The organism is Neolewinella xylanilytica (assembly GCF_002934605.1).
Taxonomy (GTDB): domain Bacteria; phylum Bacteroidota; class Bacteroidia; order Chitinophagales; family Saprospiraceae; genus Neolewinella; species Neolewinella xylanilytica.
This window is the reverse complement of sequence record NZ_PTJC01000005.1, coordinates 1,605,501-1,629,338: the sequence shown is the minus strand read 5'-3', so window position 1 is coordinate 1,629,338 and position 23,838 is coordinate 1,605,501. Positions and strand designations below refer to the sequence as shown.

General features: G+C 59.9%; 20 protein-coding genes and 1 tRNA gene. 10 read left to right on the top strand and 11 right to left on the bottom strand.

Features of this window, described 5'->3' with window-relative positions; genetic code table 11:
* Positions 1–40: 40 nt before the first annotated feature.
* The 4 genes from CLV84_RS06445 to CLV84_RS06430 form a co-directional block, all read right to left on the bottom strand.
* Positions 41–1,744: a SulP family inorganic anion transporter gene (locus CLV84_RS06445; protein ID WP_104418895.1), complete on the bottom strand. Its 1,704-nt coding sequence runs from the start codon at positions 1,742–1,744 to the stop codon at positions 41–43.
* 76 nt (positions 1,745–1,820) lie between these two features.
* Positions 1,821–2,471: a Crp/Fnr family transcriptional regulator gene (locus CLV84_RS06440; protein WP_104418894.1), complete on the bottom strand. Its 651-nt coding sequence runs from the start codon at positions 2,469–2,471 to the stop codon at positions 1,821–1,823.
* 840 nt (positions 2,472–3,311) lie between these two features.
* Positions 3,312–3,824, bottom strand: a complete 513-nt coding sequence (locus CLV84_RS06435) for a DUF3124 domain-containing protein (RefSeq protein ID WP_104418893.1) — start codon at positions 3,822–3,824, stop codon at positions 3,312–3,314.
* A gap of 76 nt (positions 3,825–3,900) precedes the next feature.
* A complete protein-coding gene (locus tag CLV84_RS06430; RefSeq protein WP_104418892.1) occupies positions 3,901–4,299 on the bottom strand; it encodes a nuclear transport factor 2 family protein in 399 nt (132 codons plus the stop codon).
* Between the two features lie 282 nt (positions 4,300–4,581).
* Between CLV84_RS06430 and CLV84_RS06425 the strand changes: the two genes are divergently transcribed.
* Both CLV84_RS06425 and CLV84_RS06420 read left to right on the top strand, forming a co-directional pair.
* Positions 4,582–5,733 carry a Gfo/Idh/MocA family protein gene (locus CLV84_RS06425; RefSeq protein WP_104418891.1) on the top strand — a complete coding sequence of 384 codons (1,152 nt, stop codon included), beginning with the start codon at positions 4,582–4,584 and terminating at the stop codon, positions 5,731–5,733.
* Positions 5,734–6,456: 723 nt separating this feature from the next.
* On the top strand, positions 6,457–7,086 hold the full coding sequence (locus CLV84_RS06420) for a metallophosphoesterase family protein (RefSeq protein ID WP_104418890.1): 630 nt from the start codon (positions 6,457–6,459) through the stop codon (positions 7,084–7,086).
* 64 nt (positions 7,087–7,150) lie between these two features.
* On the opposite strand, the gene CLV84_RS06415 is transcribed toward CLV84_RS06420, so the two are convergent.
* Together CLV84_RS06415 and CLV84_RS06410 are read right to left on the bottom strand one after the other, a co-directional pair.
* Positions 7,151–8,509 (bottom strand): pyridoxal-phosphate dependent enzyme, encoded by a 1,359-nt coding sequence (locus CLV84_RS06415; RefSeq protein ID WP_104418889.1) that lies wholly within the window; start codon positions 8,507–8,509, stop codon positions 7,151–7,153.
* A gap of 60 nt (positions 8,510–8,569) precedes the next feature.
* Entirely contained in the window at positions 8,570–10,135 is a 1,566-nt protein-coding gene (locus CLV84_RS06410) for a hypothetical protein (protein ID WP_104418888.1), read from the bottom strand.
* A gap of 33 nt (positions 10,136–10,168) precedes the next feature.
* Between CLV84_RS06410 and folP the strand changes: the two genes are divergently transcribed.
* The 3 genes from folP (at position 10,169) to CLV84_RS06395 (ending at position 12,647) form a co-directional block, all read left to right on the top strand.
* Positions 10,169–11,035 carry a dihydropteroate synthase gene (folP, locus tag CLV84_RS06405; RefSeq protein ID WP_245911397.1) on the top strand — a complete coding sequence of 289 codons (867 nt, stop codon included), beginning with the start codon at positions 10,169–10,171 and terminating at the stop codon, positions 11,033–11,035.
* A 237-nt stretch (positions 11,036–11,272) separates the two neighbouring features.
* Positions 11,273–12,457, top strand: coding sequence for a DUF4230 domain-containing protein (locus tag CLV84_RS06400; RefSeq protein ID WP_104418887.1), 1,185 nt, complete (start codon positions 11,273–11,275; stop codon positions 12,455–12,457).
* Positions 12,458–12,573: 116 nt separating this feature from the next.
* A tRNA-Arg gene (locus tag CLV84_RS06395) sits at positions 12,574–12,647 on the top strand.
* 101 nt (positions 12,648–12,748) lie between these two features.
* Here the strand turns inward: CLV84_RS06395 and CLV84_RS06390 are convergent.
* Entirely contained in the window at positions 12,749–13,486 is a 738-nt protein-coding gene (locus CLV84_RS06390) for a phenylalanine 4-monooxygenase (RefSeq protein ID WP_104418886.1), read from the bottom strand.
* A 271-nt stretch (positions 13,487–13,757) separates the two neighbouring features.
* Between CLV84_RS06390 and CLV84_RS06385 the strand changes: the two genes are divergently transcribed.
* Entirely contained in the window at positions 13,758–14,627 is an 870-nt protein-coding gene (locus tag CLV84_RS06385; RefSeq protein WP_245911395.1) for an alpha/beta fold hydrolase, read from the top strand.
* 7 nt (positions 14,628–14,634) lie between these two features.
* Here CLV84_RS06385 and CLV84_RS06380 read toward each other — a convergent pair whose 3' ends face one another.
* On the bottom strand, positions 14,635–15,909 hold the full coding sequence (locus CLV84_RS06380) for a replication-associated recombination protein A (protein ID WP_104418884.1): 1,275 nt from the start codon (positions 15,907–15,909) through the stop codon (positions 14,635–14,637).
* 1,315 nt (positions 15,910–17,224) lie between these two features.
* On the opposite strand from CLV84_RS06380, the gene CLV84_RS06375 reads away from it, so the two are divergent.
* Positions 17,225–17,749: a hypothetical protein gene (locus CLV84_RS06375; RefSeq protein WP_104418883.1), complete on the top strand. Its 525-nt coding sequence runs from the start codon at positions 17,225–17,227 to the stop codon at positions 17,747–17,749.
* Positions 17,750–17,765: 16 nt separating this feature from the next.
* On the opposite strand, the gene CLV84_RS06370 is transcribed toward CLV84_RS06375, so the two are convergent.
* Complete coding sequence (locus tag CLV84_RS06370) at positions 17,766–18,227, bottom strand: GNAT family N-acetyltransferase (RefSeq protein WP_104418882.1); 462 nt, start codon at positions 18,225–18,227, stop codon at positions 17,766–17,768.
* A gap of 100 nt (positions 18,228–18,327) precedes the next feature.
* Here CLV84_RS06370 and lpxB point away from each other — a divergent pair, with 100 nt between their 5' ends.
* Complete coding sequence (lpxB, locus tag CLV84_RS06365) at positions 18,328–19,410, top strand: lipid-A-disaccharide synthase (protein WP_104419526.1); 1,083 nt, start codon at positions 18,328–18,330, stop codon at positions 19,408–19,410.
* A 1-nt stretch (position 19,411) separates the two neighbouring features.
* Here the strand turns inward: lpxB and CLV84_RS21965 are convergent, their stop codons facing one another.
* A complete protein-coding gene (locus tag CLV84_RS21965) occupies positions 19,412–19,846 on the bottom strand; it encodes a YqaE/Pmp3 family membrane protein (protein WP_211295184.1) in 435 nt (144 codons plus the stop codon).
* A 78-nt stretch (positions 19,847–19,924) separates the two neighbouring features.
* On the bottom strand, positions 19,925–20,791 hold the full coding sequence (locus CLV84_RS06355) for a hypothetical protein (RefSeq protein ID WP_104418881.1): 867 nt from the start codon (positions 20,789–20,791) through the stop codon (positions 19,925–19,927).
* A 228-nt stretch (positions 20,792–21,019) separates the two neighbouring features.
* Here CLV84_RS06355 and CLV84_RS06350 point away from each other — a divergent pair, with 228 nt between their 5' ends.
* Together CLV84_RS06350 and murB are read left to right on the top strand one after the other, a co-directional pair.
* Positions 21,020–22,822, top strand: a complete 1,803-nt coding sequence (locus CLV84_RS06350) for an ABC transporter ATP-binding protein (protein ID WP_104418880.1) — start codon at positions 21,020–21,022, stop codon at positions 22,820–22,822.
* On the top strand, positions 22,819–23,814 hold the full coding sequence (gene murB, locus CLV84_RS06345) for a UDP-N-acetylmuramate dehydrogenase (RefSeq protein ID WP_104418879.1): 996 nt from the start codon (positions 22,819–22,821) through the stop codon (positions 23,812–23,814). Before CLV84_RS06350 ends, murB begins: the two co-directional genes overlap by 4 nt.
* The last annotated feature ends 24 nt before the right edge of the window (positions 23,815–23,838 follow it).

Genomic DNA, 23,838 nt, shown 5'->3' with positions numbered 1-23,838 from the left:
CCTTTCCCGGGTTCAGTGATGTGCATCACACAGCCCTAAATCAGGGCACATTGCTCTGCAGGGCGTAGCCGGTACGGCAATGATTGTGGACGGCCTGGTCGACGTCCAGGAAGAAATTTTCACGCCCGACGTCCTCGTACAGTCCGGCCTGCTTCATCGCGTCCCGCACGGGGCCGATCACGCCGGCGAGGCGCACCGTCACCCCGCGGCCGCGCTGGTCGGTTACGAAGCGGCGCAGTCCGTACATCGCGCTGCTGTCGATGCCGGCGATCGCTTCGGCGTTCAGCACGATGGTGTGCAGCGCTCGCTGGCGCTCGGCCAGGAGGCTTTCGAGCTGCGCTTCGAAGTAGCTCATGTTCCCGAAATACAGGGGGGCGTCGAAGCGCAGGATCAACGTACCCGGCTCCTCCAATGCTTCCGGAAACCGATTGACGTTCCGGTAGGTATGCGTTCCCTCGATGCGACCGAGCACCGCCAGGTGAGGGCGCATACTGCGGTAGACGTGCACGCCGATGGACAACGCCACCCCGGCCGCGATGCCCGTCTGGATGCCCAACGACAGCGTAGCCAGGAAGGTCACGGCCAGCATCCAGAAGTCCGACCGGTCCACCCGCCAGAGCCGGACGGCCTCCCGCCAGTCGATCAGCTTGAACACCGCCACCATGATGATGGAGGCCAGCACGGCCTGCGGCAGGTAGTAAAACAGCGGGGTAAGGAAGAGTAAGGTCATAATGATCACGCCGGCACTGATCACCGCGGCCAGGCCGGTCGTCGCTCCGGCCGCATCGTTGACGGCCGTCCGACTCAATCCCCCCGCCACCGGAAAACCGCCCACCAGGGCCGACCCGATATTGGAAGCTCCGATGGCCACCAGTTCCTGGTTCGGAACGACGACGTATTCCGGGTGCCGCGCGTTGACCGCCTTCGCCACGGCAATACCTTCCATGAAGCCGATCAGGGCGATGGTCAGCGCCGTCGGCAGTAACGCGCGTACGTCGGTCAGCGCCATAGCGGGAAGTCCCAGCGCGGGCAGGCCGGCGGGCACCTCACCCACGATGCTTACCCCGGTGGCGAAAAGTCCGCCGAAATAAACCGCGGCGATCGCGAGCCCGACCACCACCAGCGGGCCGGGCACGGCGGGCAGCCACCGCTTCAAGCCCACCAGCACGAAGATGCCTCCCAGCCCAAGAACCAGGGTTACGGGGTTTATCTCCGGGACGTGCACGATCGCCGAATAAAGAATCTCCTGTACGTACGGACTCCGCCCCAGGTCGACCCCCATCAGATGCGGCAGCTGACTCAGACCGATAATGAGGGCCGCCGCGGAGGTGAAGCCGCTGATGATGGGCCGCGACAATAAGTCTACCAGAAACCCCAGCCGCAACACTCCCGCCAGCAACTGAATCCCGCCCACGAGCAGCGCCAGAAGAACCGCCAGGTAGAGGTATTGCTCCGTCCCGACGGCCGCCAGCGCCCCTACCCCGGTGGCGGTAAGCAGGCTGTCCATCGCCACCGGTCCGACGGCCAGTTGCCGGGAGGTTCCGAGTAGGGCGTAGACCAGCAAGGGAAGGGTGGCGGCGTACAGTCCGTATACGGGCGGCAACCCCGCCAGCAGGGCGTAGGCCATTCCCTGCGGGATGAGCATGACGCCTACGGTGAGTCCGGCGGTCAGGTCGTCGGTGAACCAGCTGCGGTCGTAGTGGGCAATCCAGGAGCGGGCGGGGGGCCAGACGGGCTTGGGCATAAAGCTGTTATACGTGTCTGGCAAAGATCCCGTCCCCGTTCCCGCCAATCGGTGATCCGGGTCACACAGGGAATAATCAGGACGGTTGCAGGAGGGTAATGCGGTTGCGGCCCAGGGCGACCATCCCCCGGTTTTCCATGGTCTTCAGCAACCGGCTGATCGCTTCCCGGCTCACGTGCAGGTCGTCGGCGATGGCCTGGTGGGTGGAGAGAATGGTGCGGTCTTCCCGAATGGCGGCCCGCTTGCTCACGTAATCGGCCAGGCGTTCGTCGAGTTGCTGAAAGGCAACCTGGTCGATGGTTCGCACCAGCTCGTTCATCCGCTGGTCGTAGGCCTGCATCACAAAGTTCTTCCAGCTCTTGTACCGCATCATCCACTCATCGAGCTTCGGCTGGGGAAGCCCCAGGATGACGGTATCTTCCTCCGCCACCGCCCGGATCTCGCTGCGCTTGGCGGCCATGCAGCAACTAAAGGTCATGGCGCAGCTCTCCCCCCGGGTCAGGTAGTACAGAAAGAGTTCGGACCCATCGTCGGCCTGCCGGCTGATCTTGATCGTCCCCTCCAGGATCAGCGGCAGCATACGGACATAGTTGCCATAATCCATGATCACGCCCCCCTCCGCGAAACGGTGAATCCGGCCCTCATTGGCAATCACCTGCAGTAAGCCCGGTTCAACAAATTCGGGAAAATAGCGGTGGACGTCCTCGGTGGTGAGTCGATCGTTCATAGGGTTAGGCTTGGACATACGTAACGTATGGAAATATGAACGAGTTTTCATGTGTTGAGTCAGGTTGAGTTCCCTGCGGCTACGCGGGAAGCGACATGGTTATTGCGTACAGGGGAAACACGGCGGTGACTCCAAGTAACGTAATTAGAGGCGACGGAAGTGGACCGAAGAGCGGCCGCTGCGCGACGAAGGGGTTACCGCAAAGACGCTAAGGGCGCTGCGTTTCGCGGAGGCGAGCGTGGGGCTGAGTACCAAAATCCGGTTGAATCCCAATTATCCTTTGGCGTGGTGGTGTTCCCCGAGGTACTTTGACTTGGCCCGGTTACTGCGTGACAGGGAAACACAGAGGTGCCACTGAGTACCGCACAGAGTTGCCACGGAGGCGGACAGCGGAGTAGCCGCCGCGCTACGGAGGGATATCGCAAAGACGCCAAGGTCGCTGCGTTTCGCGGGGGGCGAGTGCGGGCCTGTCTATCCAAAACGCATGCGAATCCGTCCCTAAACCGCCGTAGGCAGCTGCCATGAAAATCCGTGTTGCTCCCCCGAGCCGGAGGAGAGCTAAGCCACTGTGCTGCCAGAAAATCCGTGTCAAATCAGTGCCCCAACCGCCGAAGGCAGCTGCGAAGTAAATCCGTGAAGATCCGTGTTAAACCCACGAGCCGCAGGCGAGCATCTAAATCTCTGTGACAGCTCTGTGAAGCGCGCAGCGCCCTCCGTGTTAACCAAAAACGAGCCGCAGGCGAGCTACCATAACCCGCAAGCGGAGCTAACGAGCCGCAGGCGAGCACCCCCACCAATTCAACAATTCAACAATTCAACAATTCAACAATTCCCCACCCCCTACTCCACCCGCACCCCCCGCGTAGTAAACGATATCCCCTGCTGCCCGTAAGTTGAAATGAACACCCCCTCGAACAGCGGCTCGTGCAGCCCCGCCGGCACGCTCCATTCGAAGTAGAAGTTATCCCCCGTGCCGCCTTCCCGGTCCTGGCTTTCGATGATGATTTCCACGGTTTCCAGCGGGCTTAGGTAGATCGGCTCCTCAAAGTAGGTGCGCACCAGTTGCCCGTTCGTACCGTAGTAGGCCGCGGAGCGGATATAAATGCTATCCTGCCGGTTGATGTTGCGGATGCTGATCGTGCCCGTCAGGTCGAAGGTCCGGTGCTCGGTTTCGGTATAGATCTGGGAGTAGCTGGACAGGTACGTCGATCCCATGATCAGCGAATCGCCGCCGAAGGTCACCGCGCGCCGGGTATTCCAGTTCGTCGGGTCTACCGTAGTGACCTCCTGCTCTCGCTCGCAGGTCAGGAACAGGGTCGGCAGGATCAGACACAGTATCGGGCGGACGAACATAGCGGGAACGTTAAGTCCACAAAATAGGGCGCCGGAGCGCAGGAGCCAGGGGAAACGGAAAACCGCCCACCCTCCCCTACCGCATAAACCGTACTTCCGTAATGGCTCCGTCGGCCACCGTATAAATGGCGATCACCTCCACCGGTGCTTCTCCGGCGGTGAAGATCACGCTCTCGTGGTCGATCACGCGGTTGCCCATGACCATCCGGTTGACAAGCCGACACTGCAGATCGGGCAGCTCTGCAAACATATTGCCATAGGTAGCCCGCATACCCTCCTTCCCCTGGCTGCGCAGCTCGTCGGGGTAGTTGTAAATCCGCACGGAATCGGCGTAGGCGCTGAGAAAGAGGTCGAGGTCGCCGGTATTGTAAGCGTCGAGCTGGGTTTGGACGGGCGTGATGGCGGCGTAAGTGTCCGCGGATTGGGCGGCCAGGAGGGCGGGGAATACGAACAGGGCAAGGAAGAAACGGCGCATCGGACGAGGTTGGCGTGGAACGGAAACGGTAGGGTTGGCGAAGGGAAGGTACGGTAGCCGGGTCAAGTTGTTTCGCCGATCCGGACGCTCGGAGGTACAAGCACCCTCCGAGGGCCTGGCGCTCATCGGATTACCGATAGGCATAGCACCCCGGAGGGTGGCCGTACGCAGTAGACGACCTGTGAGGGTGCGGAAAGGGGCCGTTCCCTTCTCCCGCGCTCCGGCGCCCACCCGTTGCTTTACTATATTGGCCGGCCATTCATCCTATCAATTCTACCCACTATGTATGATTCGATCACCGTCGCCGTTGCCGGGGCGGGATTCATCGGCCCCGTTCACGTCGAAGGCCTGCGCCGCCTCGGCATCCGCGTCAAAGGTTTGCTAGGCAAGGACCTCGAGGAATCTACCTCCGCCTGTAAGCAGCTGAACCTGGAGCACCCTTACGCTACCTTCGAGGACCTCCTCGCCGATGAGGAAATCGACGCCGTACACCTCGCCGTACCCAACGTGCTGCACTACAGTATGGTGAAAAAGTCCCTCGCCGCCGGCAAGCACGTGATGTGTGAAAAGCCCCTGGCGATGACCTCCGAGCAGAGTGCCGAACTGGTCGAACTGGCCCGCAAAAGCAACCTCAAGACGGCCGTCAATTACAACCTGCGCTTCTACCCCATCAACCTTAACGTGCGCGACCGGCTGGCAAAGGACGATGGCCGTATCTTCTCGGTGACCGGCAGCTACCAGCAGGACTGGCTTCTCTACGATACCGACTATAACTGGCGGGTGCTGGCCGATCAGGGCGGTGCCCTACGCGCCGTCTCCGATATCGGGACCCACTGGCTGGACCTCATCCACTTCGTGACGGGACTGGAGGCCGAAGCCATCCTGGCCGACCTCACCACCGTCCACCCGCAACGCAAGCGCCCCCTCGGTGAAGTGAGCTCCTTCACTAACGACAGCGAAAAGGAGCAGGCTACCGAAACGATCGACATCACCACCGACGACTGCGCCAGCATCCTCTTCAAATTCAAGGGGGGAGCGAAGGGCCAACTTTTCGTCAGCCAGGTAGCCGCCGGCCACAAGAATCAGCTGAAGTACGATATCGCCACCCAGTCAGCCGCTTACGAATGGAACAGCGAACGCCCCAACGAACTCCATATCGGACGCCGCGGTGATCTCAACCAGGTACTGATGAAGGACCCCGGACTGATGACCGGCACCGCCGCCCCCTTCGTCAACTACCCCGGCGGCCACAACGAAGGCTTCCCCGATACCTTCAAGCAGTGCTTCCGCTCCTTCTACAACGCCATCCTGGGCGACACCAGCGCCGGCGAATCCCTCTACGCCAACTTCGAAGACGGCCACCGGGAGCTGATCCTCTGCGACGCTATTTTGGAGAGCCATGAGAAACAGGCCTGGGTGCGGATTAAGGAGTGAATTGGTGAATCTTTGAATTGCTGAATACGGTCGGCTTCCGGCGATACAGGCAAGGGTTGAATGACTGAATGCGTGAAGGACTGAATGCAGTCGGCTTCCGGCGATACCGGCAGGGGTTGAAGGACCGAATTCGTGAATTACTGAATGCGGTCGGCTTCCGGCGATACCGGCAGGGGTTGAATGACTGAATGCGTGAAGGACTGAATGCAGTCGGCTTCCGGCGATACCGGCAGGGGTTGAAGGACCGAATTCGTGAATTACTGAATGCGGTCGGCTTCCGGCGATACCGGCAGGGGTTGAATGACTGAATGCGTGAAGGACTGAATGCAGTCGGCTTCCGGCGATACCGGCAGGGGTTGAAGGACCGAATTCGTGAATTACTGAATGCGGTCGTTACCGAGTGTGGTGGAATACAAGCGACTGAGGAAAGCGGCGAGGTTGGTTCCCGTTATTTCTTAGAAGCCTTGGCAAGAACCTCTCCTCGTGACTTGGCAGCTAAAATAAAGAGGAAAAGAACAATCCACGTTCTTGCTGCTATGTTTCATTCCTCGTAGCTAGCCTGTTGCAAAGTGGGGGGGCGACACGTCCGCCACGAGCGTAGCGAGCATCCCCACCCATTCACTAATTCAGTCTCTCAACCATTCACCCCCTGAGCATCCCACGAGCGTAGCGAGCATCCCCGCAAATTCACTGATTCACCAATTCAAAAATTCACCAATTGTAATGCCCCGCTACGCCATCACCGACATTCACGGCTGCTTCTTCGCCTTTCAGCGGTTGCTGGATGAGATCGGTTTCGGCCGGGAGGACGAGCTTTTCCTCCTGGGCGACTACATCGACCGGGGACCGGATAGCCGCGGCGTGCTGCAACTCGTCTGGAAGCTACAGGGGGAGGGCTACCGCGTGCACTGCCTGCGGGGCAACCACGAGCAAATGCTGATCGATGCGATGCAGCAGAGCCGCCCCGCCTGGGATTACATGCCCGCCTACGCCGAACGCCAGCAGACTTTGATCTGGATGCAAGGCCTACCCCTGTACCTGGAAATACCGGGTTACGTACTCGTCCACGCCGGACTGAATTTCGGCGTCCCCGACCCACTGGAAGACGAGCACGCCATGCTGTGGATCCGCGATTGGGAATCGGAAACCGACCTGGCCTGGCTCGGGGATCGCGTATTGCTCTACGGGCATACGCCCCGCACCGCGGCGGAGGTTCAAGCCAAGGTAACCCACATGCACGAACGAAAGATTGTTTGCCTTGATTCCGGCTGTGCAATGCGGCATCCGGGGATGGGCATTCTCACGGCCCTGAACCTCGATTCCGGGAAAATCACCCTCGCAAGGCGGAGCTAGACATCGGATGTGTCAGGCCTTTTGCCATTTTGGCAGGACCTGACACATCCGATGTCTAACGCCCTTAAATCGCCTGCAAAATATCGTACTGCGCGATCAGATGCTTCCGCCCACTGCGGTCCGTAGCCACCACCGCGGGGTTCTCCTTGGTGATGTGGCGACCGAGTTCGGAGAGGGTCAGGTCGGTACCCACCTCGGGGAAGGGCGGCTTCATGATGTCGCGGACCGGGCGCTCGGCGTGGTCCATCGGGTTTTGCAGGAGGAAGTTGAGTACGTCGGTTTCCGTGATCGAGCCGACCACTTCCTCGCCATCCATGACGGGCATCTGGCTGAACTCGTGGTCCTTCATCATCTTCAGGGTGGCGCGCACGCTTTCGTCGCGGGAGACGCCGGTGAAAGAAGCTTCTTTTTTGTGGCTGATCAGGTCGCGGACTTTGAGCTCGGTTTCCAGGAAGCCGCGGTCGCGCATCCAGTCGTCGTTGTAGATCTTGCCGATGTAGCGGCTGCCGTGGTCGTGGATCACCACTACGACCAGGTCGTCGGGCTTGAGCCGGTCCTTTAGCTGGAGCAGGCCGGCGACGGCGCTTCCGGCGGAGTAGCCCAGCAGCAGCCCCTCCTCGCGGGCCAGCCGGCGGGCCATCACGGCACCGTCCTTATCACTCACCTTTTCGAAGAGGTCGATGATTTTGAAGTCGACGTTCTTCGGCAGGATGTCCTCGCCGATGCCCTCGGTGATGTAGGGGTAGATTTCCTTCTCGTCGAATTCTCCGGTCTCGTGGTACTTTTTGAAGACCGAGCCGTAGGTATCCACGCCCCACACCTGGACGTCGGGGTTTTGCTCCTTTAAATACTTGCCGACACCGCTGATGGTGCCGCCGGTACCGACACCGACGACTACGTGAGTAACCTCCCCGTCGGTCTGCCGCCAGATCTCCGGTCCGGTGCTTTCGTAGTGCGCCTTGCGGTTGCTGAGGTTATCGTACTGGTTGAACCAGAAGCTGTTGGGGATCTCCTCGCTCAGCCGCTCGGCTACCGAGTAGTAGCTGCGGGGGTCGTCGGCGCTGACGTTGGTGGGGCACACGATCACCTCGGCACCCATGGCCCGCAGGATGTCGAGTTTCTCCTTGCTTTGCTTGTCGCTGGTAGTAAAAATGCAGCGGTAGCCCTTCACGCAGCCGGCCAGGGCGAGGCCCATGCCCGTGTTGCCCGAGGTGCATTCAATGATGGTGCCACCGGGCTTGAGACGGCCGTCGGCCTCGGCGTCCTGGACCATCTTGAGGGCCATGCGGTCCTTGATCGAGTGGCCGGGATTGAAGGTCTCCACCTTCATGAGGACCCGGCAGGGCAGCCCTTCGACCACTTTGTGTAGTTGCACCAGGGGGGTGTTACCAATGGTCTCGAGGATGTTATTTTTTACTTCCATGCTTGTTTACTAAGGGGCTGTGGTGTTTTTTTTCGCGGCGGGGCGCAGGAACGTGGGACGTCAGTTAATTTCAATGATCTCCACGTCCAGTCCCGTCTCCCGGATGAAGGTGCGCGCCAAGTAATTCGCCGCGCCCTCGTCCGAAGTGGGGGTATCGATGTACAGCAGGTAACCCGAGCCGTCCGCTTCCACGCAATCCCCCGCCGCAACGGTAACCGGCGAGCCGTACAGCCGGTTTAGTTCCAGCGCCCATTCGCGGGCGGACGCAAAGGAAGCGTAGCGGCCGAACAGCAGAATAAATACCGATTCTTCCAGCTGGTACAGTGGCAGGCAGTCGTAGTCCAGGATTTCCTGTCCGTCGGCGGAGAGGCGGTACCGGCGCAGGCTCATCAGGTCCTCGATCCGCTCGGGAGCCACGAGCGCTTCCTCCGGCACGTTCCGCTCCGCCGCTTCGCCCGGATCGGGCTCGATGGTGCGGTGGTATTCGCCAACCTCCGGATCGATGAACGGGACCGGGTCGTTTTCGGACTCCAGGGGCGCCAGGTCGGGAGCCGCGAACTTGCCGCCCGCGGTCGCCAGGGGACTATAGGCCGCCTGGCGGTACAGTCCGTAACCGAGCAGCACCAGCGAAGGCAGCCCCAGGATGAGGACCCACCACCCTAGCTTATAGTAGCCCGGCCGACTCCGCAGGGCGCTGGGAAAAAGCTTGCGGTACACCCGCCGGGCCCGGGCGCGCCACAGAGCACCGCGCCGGCGCGGCTCCTCGTAAAACTTGGGCCGACCGGGCCGGGGCGGCAGGACCACCACTTCCGGACTTTCGAGCGCCAGGGGGTCCACCACTTCCGGGGGCAGGGTGCCGGGGTCGGCCGGTTGGGTTTCCTCGGCCCGGGCCAGCCACCGCGGCAAACGAATGCGGTGGCCGCGAAACTGGTCTACCTGGCTCGGACTGATCACGTTCTTCACCACCTTATCCGCCTCGACGGCGAGCAGGCCGAAGCCGTATTTGACGCATTGCCGTTCCAGTTCGCGGTATTTGCGGCGGCTGCGCCAGTTGTCGGGTTGGAATATTTCTACGTCGTAAGCCACCCACTGGGCGTCGGCGAAAAAGTGTTTGAACTGGTCGACGGCGTAGATGTAGCGATACGTCCGTAAGCGGCGCAGGAAGGCGAAGATCGTAGCCGCAATGGCCAGCAGGGCAAGCAAGAGAAAGCCGTAAACACCCGGGCTGCCGAACGCGCGCCACAGGTTGAATCTCGGCTCCGGCGCTCCGGCGCCCAACAATCCAGACAGCGGCGGCAGCCCCGCCCAGACCAGCAAGGCGGCCACGAAGAGGGTGAGTACCAGGGTATGCCAGCCGATCCGCCAGTAATTCGCCTGATACAGAATCTCGTGTTGGCGATCGACGCTGGTGGCCTCGACCGTAGCCGTGAAGTAGGTACGATCGGGTTTGCGGTAGGCCAGACGGGCATCGATGAGCACCCCCTGATAGTAGTGGGGCTTATCCACCACCCGCGTACCGCTGCCGCCGTAACGGGGCCGTAGCTTGTAGTGAAACCGCAGAAAATTGATAGCCAGGCCGCGGATCTGCTGTTCGGTATAGGGCATCGGTTGGTAAAAGTCGTACATAATGCGGTAATTCGCGCATAACTTGCCACCACCTTGCGCTTTTCCCCTTTTTCCCTGAACTGCAATGGCAGACTGCTGACCGTCGAGCGACCGCTCGTCATGGGCATTCTGAATGCCACGCCGGATAGTTTTCACGCCGACAGCCGGACGGACGTGGCCCAGGCCGGTGCGGATGCAGCCCGCATGCGGGAAGACGGCGCGACCATCATCGATATCGGCGGCATGTCCTCCCGCCCCGGCGCAGAACTGATCGAGGCCCAGGAGGAAATCGACCGGGTGATTCCGGTCATCGAGGAAGTCCGGAATGCCGCCCCCGGCGCGGTGATCAGCTGCGACACCATCTACGCCGCCACCGCCCGGGCCGCCGTGGCCGCCGGTGCCGGGATGATCAACGACATCGGGGCGGGCCGCTTCGACGCGGAACTGGTGCCCACCGTGGCCCGGCTAAAGGTCCCCTACGTGCTGATGCACATGCCCGTCGGAGCTACGCCGGCGACCATGCAGGAACACACCAAGAGCTACGGCGATAAAGTCGTTACGGAGGTATGGGACTTTCTGGCCGAACAGCTGATCGCGATCCGGAATCTGGGGGTAAAAGACATCATCATCGACCCCGGCTTCGGATTCGGCAAATCCCTAAAACAGAACTACGAGCTCCTCAAGAACCTGCATGCGTTTCGCCACCTCGGCGCCCCGGTACTCGCTGGCATCAGCCGGAAAGGAATGATTTACAAACCGCTGAAGTCCACCGCCGCCGACGTTTTGCCGGCCACCACGGCGCTCAACCTTTACGCCTTACAGCAAGGGGCGTCGATCCTGCGGGTGCACGACGTGAAGGAAGCGGTCCAAACGGTGAAGCTGTACCGTTTGCTGGAGGAGGCTCGGCTGGTTGGGGAGTGATTTGTGGGTTGTCGGGGGTTGTCGGTTGTCGGTTGTCGGGGGTTGGTTTTCGGTTTTCGGGTAGGCTCGTATAGCTATTGGGGCGGCGGCGCGCGGGTGCATAGCCAATACCGGCCGTTGATTCCGATGGCTCCCACTTGTCCGGGCCAATCGGCCGACCGTAGCTGCTCCCGGGACACGCCGCCAACTTTGGCGCCCCTACCCTGTTTTCACCATTTGCAACGCATCTAACGCCCCATGGCCCGCAACCCTCCCCAGGAAACCAAAAGCATCGGCACCGCCCAGATCCTGATCGTGGTGGCCATCCTCGGCATTCTCGGGGTGCTTGGCTACCGGACGCTGCGGAATACGCCGGGTAGTTTCCTGGCCGGACCGGCGGAGTACGAGCTGCAATACCAGCCGGCGGATTTCAATCTCGACATCGACACCGAAACCGCCCTTGCCATTTTGCGGAACCCCCGCCGCTACCGCCGTGAATTCGACGACCTGGTTTACGGCATCAATACGGATATCTTGCGCCACGTGAGCAACCGCATGGGACTCAACGACAGTCTCCAGCAGGAAGTAATCGCGGAATACGATCGCCAGCACCCCCAACTTACCGACCTCTACTTCAACGATTTCATGCGGCTGCGCGACACCAGCGCGGCCCTGTACGAAACCTGGTACGACGAGGGCGGGCAGAAGGTCACCGAAATCTTCGAGGAAGTGGCGAGTAACTACACCTGCTTCATGCTGAACAAGGTGATGGCGGCCGTCATCCGCACCCGCAACGGGAACATCCTGGCCAGGGGGGCGGACGTACAGAACCCCTGTTCCATCGCCATGGGGGAGGCCTTGCGCCCGCTCGTAGGCCGTATGCGCGAACGGGCGGCCATCGAGGATTTCAGCCGCAGCAGGGGCTTGTTCCAGGAAAGAGTGGAGAGTGTGATCGGGGAGCTGGCGACGATCGAGATCCGCGACAAAAAGGGCATCAACAAAAACCTGCAGACCACCATCTGGGGAATGAACGTGAGCGAAACCGACGTGGAGATTACGGCGCTATCGATCCTGAAGGTAGGATTCCGGCTCAACGAGTACTTCGACCTCCAACTCGACGAGCAAAACAAAACCGTCAACATCACCCTTCCCGAACCGGAAATCCTGAGCCACGAGGTACTTCCCAAGGTGGAAAAACTCGACATCGGCTGGCTCCGTGAGGTCGAGGGCGGCAACATCAACGAAGGAGTGAATGCCCTACGGGAAAGCTTCCGGGAAGACGCCCTGGAAAGCAACGTCATGGATCGCGCGAAAACCCAGGCCACCAACCTGATGGACACGATGTTCGGTCCGCTGGTTTCCGGCATCGGCGACGAGTACCGCCTGGTCGTCAGTTTCCGCGGTGCTCCCGTACGCACTACCCAGGGGGAATTGGGTAAATAAGTTCGCATAATCGTGGACAAAGGCAAACCTACAAAGGTGCGGTAGTGACTTCTCCCGGTCTGTGGCGGCACTTTCTTTGCGATGTACGCCGGGAACCGTAGTTTTGCACGGATTAAGCTCCGTTAGCTCAGTTGGATAGAGCAGGAATCTTCTAAATTTCAGGTCAAAGGTTCGAATCCTTTACGGGGCACTTTTTAGTACGGTAGAATTTAGTACGGTAGTACGGTAGCACCCGCACACTACCGTACTACCCCGCGAATGAAATGAGCGACTTTCTACTACCGTACTATTCTACCCCCACCGCTCCGCCAAAGCATCCACCGCCGAGTACAGGCTCGCGAAGCTGTCAATGGCGAAATACTTCATCTGGACCTTGTCGATGACGAACTCCTGGGCCATGACCTGGTCGAGATCGAAGTCGACGACTTGGACTTCCTTGTTTTCGAAGATGTGCTTGGTTTCCTGGGGGCTGCTGCAGATACCCGCTCCGTATACCTTGAGCTCTCCGCGCTGGCGCATGACGCCGAACTCGATCGTGAACCAGTAGAGGCGCTGGAGCTTGGTGATCTTGTGCTCGTCTCCCGCGTACTTCACGCCGAGCGCACCTAGTTGCTGAGCGAAGTCGGCGTAGTTCTTATTCAGATAGAGGGGAATGTGACCGAAGATGTCGTGGAACATATCGGGTTCTTCCAGGTAATCGAGTTGGTTTTCGTTGCGCAGCCAGGTGCTCGAGCAGAAGCGGCGGCGGGAAAGGAGGGCAAAAAACTCGTCCACCGGAAGAAACCCTTTCACTACCTCAATGGACCAACCGTGGGCCTCGCGGAGGGCGCGGCTGAGGTCGCTGAAACGGGGAGGATGCTCGGGTGAAAGGATCGGGTACAGTTCGTTGAGGCAGCGTAGATACTCGGCGGCCGCCACCGGCTTGAGCGCCTCGGTCTGCCGTTGGGCGAGTAGCCGCCAGATGCGGTAGTCCGTTGCGGTGTAGGCATCGTATTTCTGGACGGGCTTATCGGAGATCGTGGTAGGCATGATGAACTTTTTTTTGCTATGACAACTATTGCTATTGCAACTGTGAATTTATGGCATTTGTTGCTGGTGATGCAAGTCGGCGACGCCAAATGCCCGAATTAATTCCGGAGCGACCCTACGCCTTCCCGGGGAATTTCTGCGGGGCCAGAAAGCCGATTCGTGGTGCGTGGCAAAAGGTTGCTTTAAAAGGTGGTTTGAATAGGTTTATTTCCAACCAGCTTCCGTCCGAAAGTGTCTTCCTAGCACACTCCGCCGCGCGATGTTGCTTAAAATGAAAAGGCTGTACCTGCTACTCGCCTTCCTGGTGTTCGTGACCTACGCGATCTACCGGCTGGAGCCTTACGTGCGGATTCAGATGGACGACGAAACCCTCAGCGCCACCATGCTACGGGCCAACCTGGATGTCGCGGAGATTGGCTACATGGAGGGAACGACGCGGCGACTGCGCTACTTGCAAATCGGGCAAGACTCGAGTAAACCGTTGCTGGTCTTTATCCACGGGGCCCCCTCCTCCAGTGCCTGGTGGCTCAGTATGATGCGCGACAGCTCCCTACGCCACGATGCAAACATCCTGGCCATAGACCGACCCGGCTACGGGGGAAGCGGGCTCGGTAAACCCATGACCTCGGTACAGGAGCAGGCGGCGAACGTGGCGAGTGTTATTCGTACCCGGCGGTATCCAGGCCAGAAGGTGATTCTGCACGGGAGCAGCTACGGGGGCACGGTGAGTGCCCGGATCGCGATGGATTTTCCGGAACTGATCGACGGCCTGCTGCTGCAATCGGCCAGCCTGGCTCCATCCCAGGAGTACACCTACTGGATCACGAACCCGAATTCGCTCTGGGCCCTCTCCTGGCTGCTTCCCAGCGGACTCAACAGCGCGAACCACGAGAAACTGGCCCACGAAGCGGAACTTGTGGATATGGCGGATGAATGGTACCATATCAACGCCACTACCGTCATTTTGCACGGCACCGACGACTGGCTGATCTACCCCCGCAATGCCTACTACGCCTGCGATAAGCTCGTCAATGCCCCTATCCTGATCCACCATATGGTGCCGGATAAGCAACACGACCTCCTGTATACCGCCCCGAAGCTGCTCAAGCACTACCTCCACTTCCTGATTGATACGGTGTAGCGCTTTCCTAGTCGTACTTCTTTCCCCACAACTGCTTCAGCCGCTCGGCGATCTTTACCTCGGTGGCGTTGTTGGTCTGCGGCTTAAAAAACGCGGTGCCGGATAGCGCTTCGGGGAGGTATTCCTGGGCCTTGAAGTTGCCGGGATTATCGTGGCTATAGTTGTAATTTTTCCCGTAATCCAACTGCTTCATCAACTTGGTGGGCGCGTTGCGCAGGTGCAAGGGGACGGGCAAGGTACCGGTCTTTCTAACGGCTTGCTGCGCTTCCCCGATGGCTTTGTAGCTGCTGTTGGACTTTGGGCTGGTGGCCAGGTAGACCGTTGCCTGACTCAGGATGATCCGCGCTTCCGGGTAGCCCACCATTTGCGCTGCCTGGGCTGCGGTGGTGGCCATGAGGAGGGCATTGGGGTTGGCCAGGCCGATATCTTCGGATGCGGAGATCACCAATCGGCGGGCGATGAACTTGAGGTCTTCGCCTCCTTCGATCATCCGGGCCAGCCAGTAGACGGCCCCGTTGGGATCGCTGCCGCGGATACTTTTGATCATGGCCGACGCGATGTCGTAGTGCTGCTCGCCGGTTTTGTCGTAGCGGGTGAGATTTTCCTGTACCCGGGAAGTGATGTAGTCAGTGTCCAGCGTCACCGAACGGCCATCGGCGGCCTCGTGGGTGACCAACTCGAGAACGTTGTAGAGGCGGCGGCCGTCTCCCCCGGAAAACCGGATGAGGGTATCGTAATCGTCTACCTGAACTTCCATCTTGCTCAGATAGTCATCGTCGGCCAGGGCGCGATCGACCATCCCCTTCAATTCCTCGCGGCCGAGCGGTTCGAGCACATATACCTGGGCCCGCGACAGCAGGGCGGGAATGACTTCGAAACTGGGGTTTTCCGTGGTGGCCCCGATCAGGGTGACAATGCCGGCTTCCACGGCCCCGAGGAGGCTGTCTTGCTGCGACTTACTGAACCGGTGGATCTCGTCGATGAACAGGATCGGGGAAGCGGATTCGAAAAACTTGCCCCGCTTCGCTTTTTCGATCGTATCCCGGACATCCTTCACCCCCGAGTTGATCGCGCTCAGCATGTAGAAGGGCACCTCGAGTTGGTTAGCCACGATCTGGGCCAGGGTAGTTTTGCCTACGCCGGGCGGTCCCCAAAGGATAAAGCTGGGCAACCTACCCGTCTCGATGGCCCGCCGCAACACGGCTCCCTTGCCGACCAGGTGTTGCTGGCCGACGTAATCGTCGAGGGTTTTCGGGCGCATTCGTTCGGCTAAGGGCTGCATGGGGAAAAGCTTAGGGGGAGATGGAATAAATGATGCAAGGTCGGCACCCTAAAAAGGGCGGGCAAGTAACTGATTCAGAGGAAGCAAATTTACCAACAATTTGTTTGTTTGAAAAAACGCGCCTATATTGGGTTATCGCCGACGGAGATTCCCTCTACGAACCCTCCATGACCGCACTAGTTCCGTCGGCACCAATCATCGTACATAGGCAATTCGCTTAGCCTGGCCAGGTACCGGTCGGGATACGGGCGCATTGCTCCATCCCTTGCTTCGTTCACCTTTCCGGACAGAACGAGAGGGCCACCGGCGTGGGCGGTGGTTTGGACGCGGCAAGGGAGCCAGCGTGGCGGCGGCCGGGTGGGTTCTCCCACCCACTAAGGGGAGCCGTCTACCCTTCCGAATCGCATCCGTATCAGGGTCCTCAACAAATCACCTCTGCCTCGGGGTCCAATACAAATCGTGTCCGCATTAGGGTCAACAAATCACATCCGCACCAGAATCTTTGACAATGCACCGCTGCACCAGTGTCAATAAATCACCTCTGCCTCGGGTTCCGATACAAATCGTGTCCGCATCAGGGTCAACAAATCACAGCCGCATCAGAATCTTTGACAATGCACCGCTGCACCAGGGTCAACAAAGCACATCCGCATCAGGGTCAACAAATCACAGCCGCATCAGAATCTTTGACAAAGCACCGCTGCACTAGTGTCAACAACTCGCTGCTGCCTAGGGGTACGGGACAAAGCACGTCCGCAGCAGGGTCAACAAATCACCTCTGCATCGGGGTCCGAGACAAATCACATCCGCATCAGCGCCCTTCAACAATCCGCATCTGTATCAAAGTCCTGAACGAACTGCATTGCATTAGCCTGCTTCACCGGCAATTCTCCCTATCCGTCGTAGCTAACCTACATAGAATGGATGCGTGGCTAGGCGGGTACCTCCCTATTCGCGGTAGCTGGGGAAGGGGCCACAGCTACTTAGCCCGGGGGGCAAACCCGGCCAGGGAACAATAATTCTCCAACGACCGCATACGCTTTACCGGTTTGCTCGCGAAAGTTTGCGACCAACACGGCTCGGCGACGAAGCAGCGATCCGACAGTGAGCACTTCTACGCCCTCACAAATCACATCTGTATCACCGTCCTTGACAAACCGCATCTGCATCAGCCTCTTTGACAAATCCCCTCTATATGGGCGCGCTTAACCAACTGCATCTACAGCAAAGTCCTTAACAATCGGCGCTTATCCGTCTTTCCACCGTTTGTTCTATCTACCTTCTAAGTGCCACTGCTCCTTAATCAACCTCATCGATGATACGATTTTTCCTGACCCTATGGGTAGGTGTATGTTTCGTGATCGGACTCTCCGCTCAGGATTCTGCCGCTCACCTACCGGCCGGTTCCGTTCGGCTGGAAGCCGGCACCTCGGACGATGCGGAATCACGCTTCCTCACCGCCATCTACCAAAACATCCAATATCCCCAAACCGCGCGGGCTTACGGCATCACCGGGGCCGTTTTCGTTACCTATACCATCGATACTGCGGGGGGGCTGACCGTAAAAGAGACGCGCTATTTCAGCCCGGAGGAATTGGCCGCACGCCCCATGCGCATACGCGAGAGCGACGTGCTGCGCGTGGTAGCTTACAGCGTTGGCGGTCCGGCCTATACCGGCACCGCCACGACTAACAAAAAGCGGCTGAAAAGGGGGCAAGCTGACCTAAGCAAGGAGGTCGCCCGCACCCTGCGGCAGTTGCCGACGTTCGTTCCGGCGCGACGCGCCGGACAAACCGTCGAGGAGATCCAAATAAAGCTGGTCTACTTTGATATAGAATAAGGCCGCAAATCATTCCCTAACTCGCCCCATCGTCCAACAGCATCGCCCGGTGCGGAATGCCGTCCTCGTCGTAGATATTGCCGGTGCCCACAAAGCCCAGGCTCCCGTAAAAGGGCTGCAAATGCGCCTGAGCGCTGATTTTGATCGGCTGTCGGCCGTAGCGTGCGTAGAGCTCCGCAATGGATTGGCGCATCAGTGGCCTGCCAACGCCGTGTCCGCGCACCGAAGGCGCCGTAACTACCCTGCCGATGCTGGCGTAAGCGTCGTAAGAAACGCCCTTACGCAAAACCCGGGTATATGCCACCACCTTGCCGTCCAAGCTGCCAACTACGTGAATAGCCGGTTGGTCTTTGCCATCGGCGTCCAGGTACCAACAGGTCTGCTCCACTACGAAGACTTCCTGCCGCAGGGCGAGAATGGCGTAGAGCAGGTGCACGTCGAGTTCGTCGAAGCGATAGGCCTTCCAGTCGAGGGACATACGATATGTTTTGGCCGCCAAGTTCGGACAACTACCGGAATAGCCCGGCTATCTTTGATCTTCCTTGCTCCCGCGCCCCGGCGCAAAAATACCCTTCGACTTGCGTTACTACCTCATTGCCGGCGAAGCATCCGGAGATCTCCACGGCTCCCGCCTGGTAGCCGCCTTGCGCGCCCTGGACCCCGAAGCGGAAATCCGGGCGTGGGGCGGCGAGCTGATGGAACAAGCCGGAGCCACCGTGGTCAAGCATTACCGCGACCTGGCGTTCATGGGTTTCGTGGAGGTGATCCGGAACCTGCCGACCATCCTGGCCAACTTCCGTGCCTGTAAGCGCGACATTGAAAGCTTCCGTCCGGACCGTCTCGTGCTGATCGATTACCCCGGTTTTAACCTGCGCATGGCCAAATGGGCCCGCCGCGCCGGCCTAGATATCAGTTACTACATCAGCCCGCAGATCTGGGCCTGGCACACCAGCCGCGTCAAGCAAGTGCGCGCCAACGTCGACCGCATGCTGGTGATCCTGCCCTTCGAAACCGACTTCTACGCCGAGCACGGGGTCCAGGCAACCTTCGTCGGCCACCCCCTCCTGGACGTGGTCCAGGACCGGCCAGCCCGGCCGCGGGAACATATAGCCCTCCTGCCTGGCTCCCGGAAGCAGGAGATCAGCAGCAGCCTGCCCCGGATGCTTGCCGCGGCGGCGCGTCTACCGGAACACGACTACGTAGTGGCCGGCGCCCCCGGTCAGGACGAGGGCTTCTACCGTACGCTCCTGGCGGAATCCGACGGGCCGCCCAGGCTACGCTTCGTCAGCGGGCGCACCTACGACGTGCTCGCCGGCGCGAAAGCAGCCCTGGTGACCAGCGGAACCGCCACCCTGGAAACCGCGCTCTTCGGCGTGCCCCAGGTGGTCTGCTACCGCGGAAGCCGCCTGAACTACTGGCTGGCGCGCAAACTGGTGGCGAGTCGCATCCAATTCATTTCGCTGGTCAATCTGGTGATGGACCGGGAGGTAGTTACCGAGTTAATCCAGGACGACTTCACCGCCGAACGCCTGACCCAGGAGCTCAAAAAAATAATTGCCGGCCCCTTGCGGGACCGGCAATTAAAGGATCTGGCGCAACTGCGACAGACGCTGGGGGAAGGCGGAGCGGCGGAACGCGCCGCCGCGGCCATTATCGGGTAATTTATTTCTTGTAATTGTTGCCGAAGATCACCAGCAGGGCATAGATCAATCCCGGCAGGTAGAACAACAACGTCAGCAAAAGGGCGATCCAGAACTTGGAGTTCAGCTCTCCCTGGTGTACCAATACGGCAACGGGGGGAAGGAGAATGGCCAAAATAACCAACAGAATGGTGTTGGTATCGGCACCCTGGTAATCATTGAGGGCCGACTTCACCTCCCGGCGTTGTTCCCGCTTCAGCTGCCGACGCTCCTTTGCCGACATGGCTTCGAGCGATTCCTTGTATTCCCGGGCGGCGGCGAGGGCTTCGGCTTCGGTGACCTCGGTGGCGGCGGTTTCCGCCGGCGTGACGGTGGCCGGAGATACAATAGCTGCGTTAGACGTACCAAACGAGATGGTCACCAACAAAAGGAGGAGGGTAAAGTAACGTAAGTTCATACGGTGTGTTTGTGAACGATCGGCAAAATTGCCATTTGTCCACAACCGGACTTACGCGGCAAGGTTTATTGCCGTCCGCTAGAAACTGTAGCAGCCACTTCCACTGCCTCCAAAACCGCCGAGCCGGATACCCAGGGTCAGGTTGATGAGGAAGTAGAAGTCGTTGGAAGCACCACCGCGGGTATAGGTAAAATCATCCGGGACGTCATCACCGGGGGTAATGGCGGGATTGGAGAAGTAGGCGGACTGGCTGCCCCCGTTCTCCAGCACGTCGTTGTAGTTGAGGCGGGTGGCGCTTACGTCGTCCAGGTAATCGGTACCCGTAACGCGGCCGCTCACTTCGCCGCCCAGTACGAAACGGTCGCTGAGCTTAGCGCGAATACCGCCACCGAGGTGGAAGGTGATGATGTCCAGGTCGTAAGGGAAGGGATCGTACTGACCACCCTCGATGCCCTGACCTTCCGTACGCAGGGGCTGAAGATCGACCAGCAGGCCGTCGGCGTTCTCCGCCTGCGGGTTGAACGAAGTACGACCGATACCGGCCATGATGTAGGGGGCTACGAAGCGATCGTCGGGATCACCGAGGTAAAAGAGGTCGACCTCGGCGGCCAGGCTGAACTCCGTGATCGGGGAACGGAAGGTGCGGGTGTAGGAAGTTCGACCGCCACCGGGGACGCTGACAGTGTAATCGCGGGACGCATCGATGCGCCCGAAAATGCCGTTAAACCGCAAGCCGACCCGATTAATCGGCCGGTAGCGGAGGTAAAAGCCGCCGAAGGTGTTCCAGTTGGAAAGAAATCCGACGCCACCCGCACTGAGATCGCCGTTGTAGGGCATGTCGCCGCCTTGAATACCAAGTTCGAAGTAGCTGTCCTGTGCGGTCAGGCTACCGGAAAATGTTAGGCCGAGGGCCACTAGCAAGCAGGGAATAGTGAATCTTTTCATCGCAGGTGGTTCGCGTAAGGTATGCTGGGGGGTAAGCTTTGAACTGAATGTATGCCTCTAACTGACTGAGCCCCGCTAAAATTGTGCGTTCACTATCGGAGGTAGCGACATTAGTTTAGCATGGTCGGAACGGCAACGGGCAATCCATAATACCGACTTATCTCACAGTAAGTTCAAAAAACGCTCCGGGCGACACCTTTTGGCCCCGAAAGCGTTTCCTTTGTTCAAATGGCCGCTACCACTCCCCCGACCGAAGCTCCGAAACCCCGCCTCTCCAAGGCTAGGCTGCGCCGCTCCCTGCGCATCTTCGACTATGTCTGGCAGTACCGCTGGCTGTTCCTCCTCAGTTTTATTATTCTCGGCCTCAGTAGCCTCGTGTTCCTGACCATCCTCCAGTTGCCGGGTGAGGCCCTCAACGTCTACCAGGGTGAAGGGAAGTACGGACTCACCATCGACGAGATCTTTACGGTATTGGCCGTCCTCATCGTCGCACAGGCCCCCCTCAGCTTTCTACGGGTCCGGATCCAGGCTATCGTCAGCGAGCGGTCGATGGCTTCGTTGCGCAAGGATCTATTCGAGAAAATTCTGCGGCTGAATATCCCCTTTTTCGAACGGAGTCGCGTGGGCGAGATCACGAGTCGCATCACGAACGACATCACCCAGATCCAGGGTGTCTTCGCCCTTACCCTCACCGAGTTTGCCCGGCAGATCATTATCCTGGTCGGTGCCATCGCCTACATCCTGGTAACGATGTACCAGCTCGCACTCGTAAGTCTGCTCGTATTTCCCGCCGTGGTCGTGGCGGCCATGTTCTTTGGGAAGTACCTCCGCCGGATGACCAAGGAGCGACAGGAGAAGCTGGCGCAGTCGAACGTCATCGTCGAGGAAACCCTGCAGAGCATCTCCACCGTTAAGGCCTACACCAACGAGGAGTTCGAGCTGCAGCGGTACGGCCGCAGTATCGACGAAACGGTCGCTATCTCTATCCGCACCGCCAACGTCCGGGGGCTGTTTTCGGCCTTCATCGTCACCGTCATGTTCGGTGCCCTTTTTTACATCATTTACCGGGCGATCCTGCTGGTGCAGGCGGGCGATCTTCCCGTCGGCGACCTGTTCTCCTTCGTAGTCTTCACCGCCATGATCGGCGCCACGATCGCCAGCCTCGGCACTTTCTACACGGAGATCGTAGCGGCACTGGGGGCCTCCGATCGCGTGATCGACATTCTGGACAGCGAGGACTACGAGCACGCGGAAGCGGGCGCCGGAGCGCAGGTGCAACATGCGTTCGAAGGCGCCATCCGTTACGAAAACGTCGCCTTTGCCTACCCCACCCGTCCGGACGTGACCGTGCTGCGCGATATCGATCTCTACGCGGCGCCCGGAGAAAAGATCGCCCTGGTAGGCGCCAGCGGAAGCGGCAAATCCACCATCGTCAAGTTGCTGCTGCGCTTTTACGCCGTACAGGGGGGCCGCATCACGGTCGACGGAAACGACATCGGGGATTTCGGACTCGAAGCCTACCGGGACAGCCTCGCCCTGGTTCCCCAGGAAGTCCTGCTCTTCGGCGGTACCATTCGGGAGAACATTACCTACGGCAAGCTCGACGCCACCGAGGCGGAGATCCGCGAAGCGGCCCGTCAGGCGAATGCCCTCGACTTTATCGACGGCTTCCCCGAAGGAATGGATACCATTGTCGGCGACCGCGGCATCCAGCTCAGCGGCGGCCAGCGGCAACGGGTAGCCATCGCCCGCGCCATCCTCAAGGATCCCAAAATCCTCCTGCTCGACGAAGCTACCAGTAGCCTGGACGCCGAGAGCGAACGGGTAGTCCAGCAAGCCCTCGACAACCTGATGCGGGGGCGTACGAGCATCATCATTGCCCACCGGCTGGCGACGATCCGCGACGTGGATCGTATCTATGTGATCGAAAACGGGTCCATCGTGGAATCCGGCACCCACGGCGAGCTCAGCGCCATTCCCCACGGTGCCTACTCCGCCCTGGCCCGGCTGCAATTCGATCTGGCCGAATGAGAGAAGGAGTTAACCTACAACGCTACAATACCTTCGGGCTACCCGCCATCGCCGAACGGTACCTGGCCCTGACCGATGTCGGCCAGTTATCCGGGGAGGCATTTACCGAACAGCCCGCCCTCGTCCTCGGCGGCGGCAGCAACCTGGTGCTGCTGGAGCGAATCCCCGGGCTGACCGTTCACGTGCTGCTTAGCGGCATCGAGTCCACGGACGGAAATGGCCGCTTCCGCGTCCGCGCCGGCACCGACTGGAACCAGTTCGTACGCTATACGCTGGAGCGGGGCTGCCCGGGCATGGAGAACCTCATCCTCATCCCCGGCACGGTCGGCGCCGCCCCGGTCCAGAACATCGGCGCCTACGGGGCGGAGGTAGCGGAGTTCATCACCGCCGTCCACGCCTGGGAATACGGTAAGGGAATGGTCGAACTTACCCCCGAAGACTGCGCCTTCGGCTACCGGGACAGCCGCTTCAAGCGGGAGCCCGGTCGCTTTCTCATAACGGCCGTCGACTTCAACCTCAGCGAACGACGCCCCCTCAAACTGGAATACGGGGCTATTGCCGAAGAACTGGAACGCGCCGGCATCACCGATCCTACTCCCCGCGACGTCGCCAACGCGGTCACGCATATTCGACGCAGTAAACTCCCGGACTGGTTCTTCCTGGGCAACAGCGGCAGCTTCTTTAAAAACCCGGTCGTCGAACGAAGCCACTACGGAAATCTCCGCGAGACGTATGCCGACCTGCCTGCCTACCCCATCGACGACGCCTACGTGAAACTCCCCGCCGGCTGGCTGATCGATCGGGCCGGTTTGCGGGGTGCCGGAAACGAACGCGTAGGCACCTATGAACGCCAGGCTCTGGTGATGGTCAACCGCGGCGGCGCCAGCGGAGGCGATATTCTGGCCTTCAGCCGTCACGTGCAGGAGACGGTAGCGGAAAAGTTCGGCGTCGACCTGGAGCCGGAGGTACAGGTCGTCGGCAACCAGGATTAGCCACCCAAGCAGCCGCAGACGGGG

Bases quoted from the DNA above. Each gene is read 5' to 3' on its own strand.
- CLV84_RS06445 (WP_104418895.1), bottom strand. From the start codon at position 1,744: ATGCCCAAGCCCGTCTGGCCCCCCGCCCGCTCCTGGATTGCCCACTAC.
- CLV84_RS06440 (WP_104418894.1), bottom strand. From the start codon at position 2,471: ATGAACGATCGACTCACCACCGAGGACGTCCACCGCTATTTTCCCGAA.
- CLV84_RS06435 (WP_104418893.1), bottom strand. From the start codon at position 3,824: ATGTTCGTCCGCCCGATACTGTGTCTGATCCTGCCGACCCTGTTCCTG.
- CLV84_RS06430 (WP_104418892.1), bottom strand. From the start codon at position 4,299: ATGCGCCGTTTCTTCCTTGCCCTGTTCGTATTCCCCGCCCTCCTGGCC.
- CLV84_RS06425 (WP_104418891.1), top strand. From the start codon at position 4,582: ATGTATGATTCGATCACCGTCGCCGTTGCCGGGGCGGGATTCATCGGC.
- CLV84_RS06420 (WP_104418890.1), top strand. From the start codon at position 6,457: ATGCCCCGCTACGCCATCACCGACATTCACGGCTGCTTCTTCGCCTTT.
- CLV84_RS06415 (WP_104418889.1), bottom strand. From the start codon at position 8,509: ATGGAAGTAAAAAATAACATCCTCGAGACCATTGGTAACACCCCCCTG.
- CLV84_RS06410 (WP_104418888.1), bottom strand. From the start codon at position 10,135: ATGTACGACTTTTACCAACCGATGCCCTATACCGAACAGCAGATCCGC.
- CLV84_RS06400 (WP_104418887.1), top strand. From the start codon at position 11,273: ATGGCCCGCAACCCTCCCCAGGAAACCAAAAGCATCGGCACCGCCCAG.
- CLV84_RS06390 (WP_104418886.1), bottom strand. From the start codon at position 13,486: ATGCCTACCACGATCTCCGATAAGCCCGTCCAGAAATACGATGCCTAC.
- CLV84_RS06385 (WP_245911395.1), top strand. From the start codon at position 13,758: ATGAAAAGGCTGTACCTGCTACTCGCCTTCCTGGTGTTCGTGACCTAC.
- CLV84_RS06380 (WP_104418884.1), bottom strand. From the start codon at position 15,909: ATGCAGCCCTTAGCCGAACGAATGCGCCCGAAAACCCTCGACGATTAC.
- CLV84_RS06375 (WP_104418883.1), top strand. From the start codon at position 17,225: ATGATACGATTTTTCCTGACCCTATGGGTAGGTGTATGTTTCGTGATC.
- CLV84_RS06370 (WP_104418882.1), bottom strand. From the start codon at position 18,227: ATGTCCCTCGACTGGAAGGCCTATCGCTTCGACGAACTCGACGTGCAC.
- CLV84_RS21965 (WP_211295184.1), bottom strand. From the start codon at position 19,846: ATGAACTTACGTTACTTTACCCTCCTCCTTTTGTTGGTGACCATCTCG.
- CLV84_RS06355 (WP_104418881.1), bottom strand. From the start codon at position 20,791: ATGAAAAGATTCACTATTCCCTGCTTGCTAGTGGCCCTCGGCCTAACA.
- CLV84_RS06350 (WP_104418880.1), top strand. From the start codon at position 21,020: ATGGCCGCTACCACTCCCCCGACCGAAGCTCCGAAACCCCGCCTCTCC.
- murB (WP_104418879.1), top strand. From the start codon at position 22,819: ATGAGAGAAGGAGTTAACCTACAACGCTACAATACCTTCGGGCTACCC.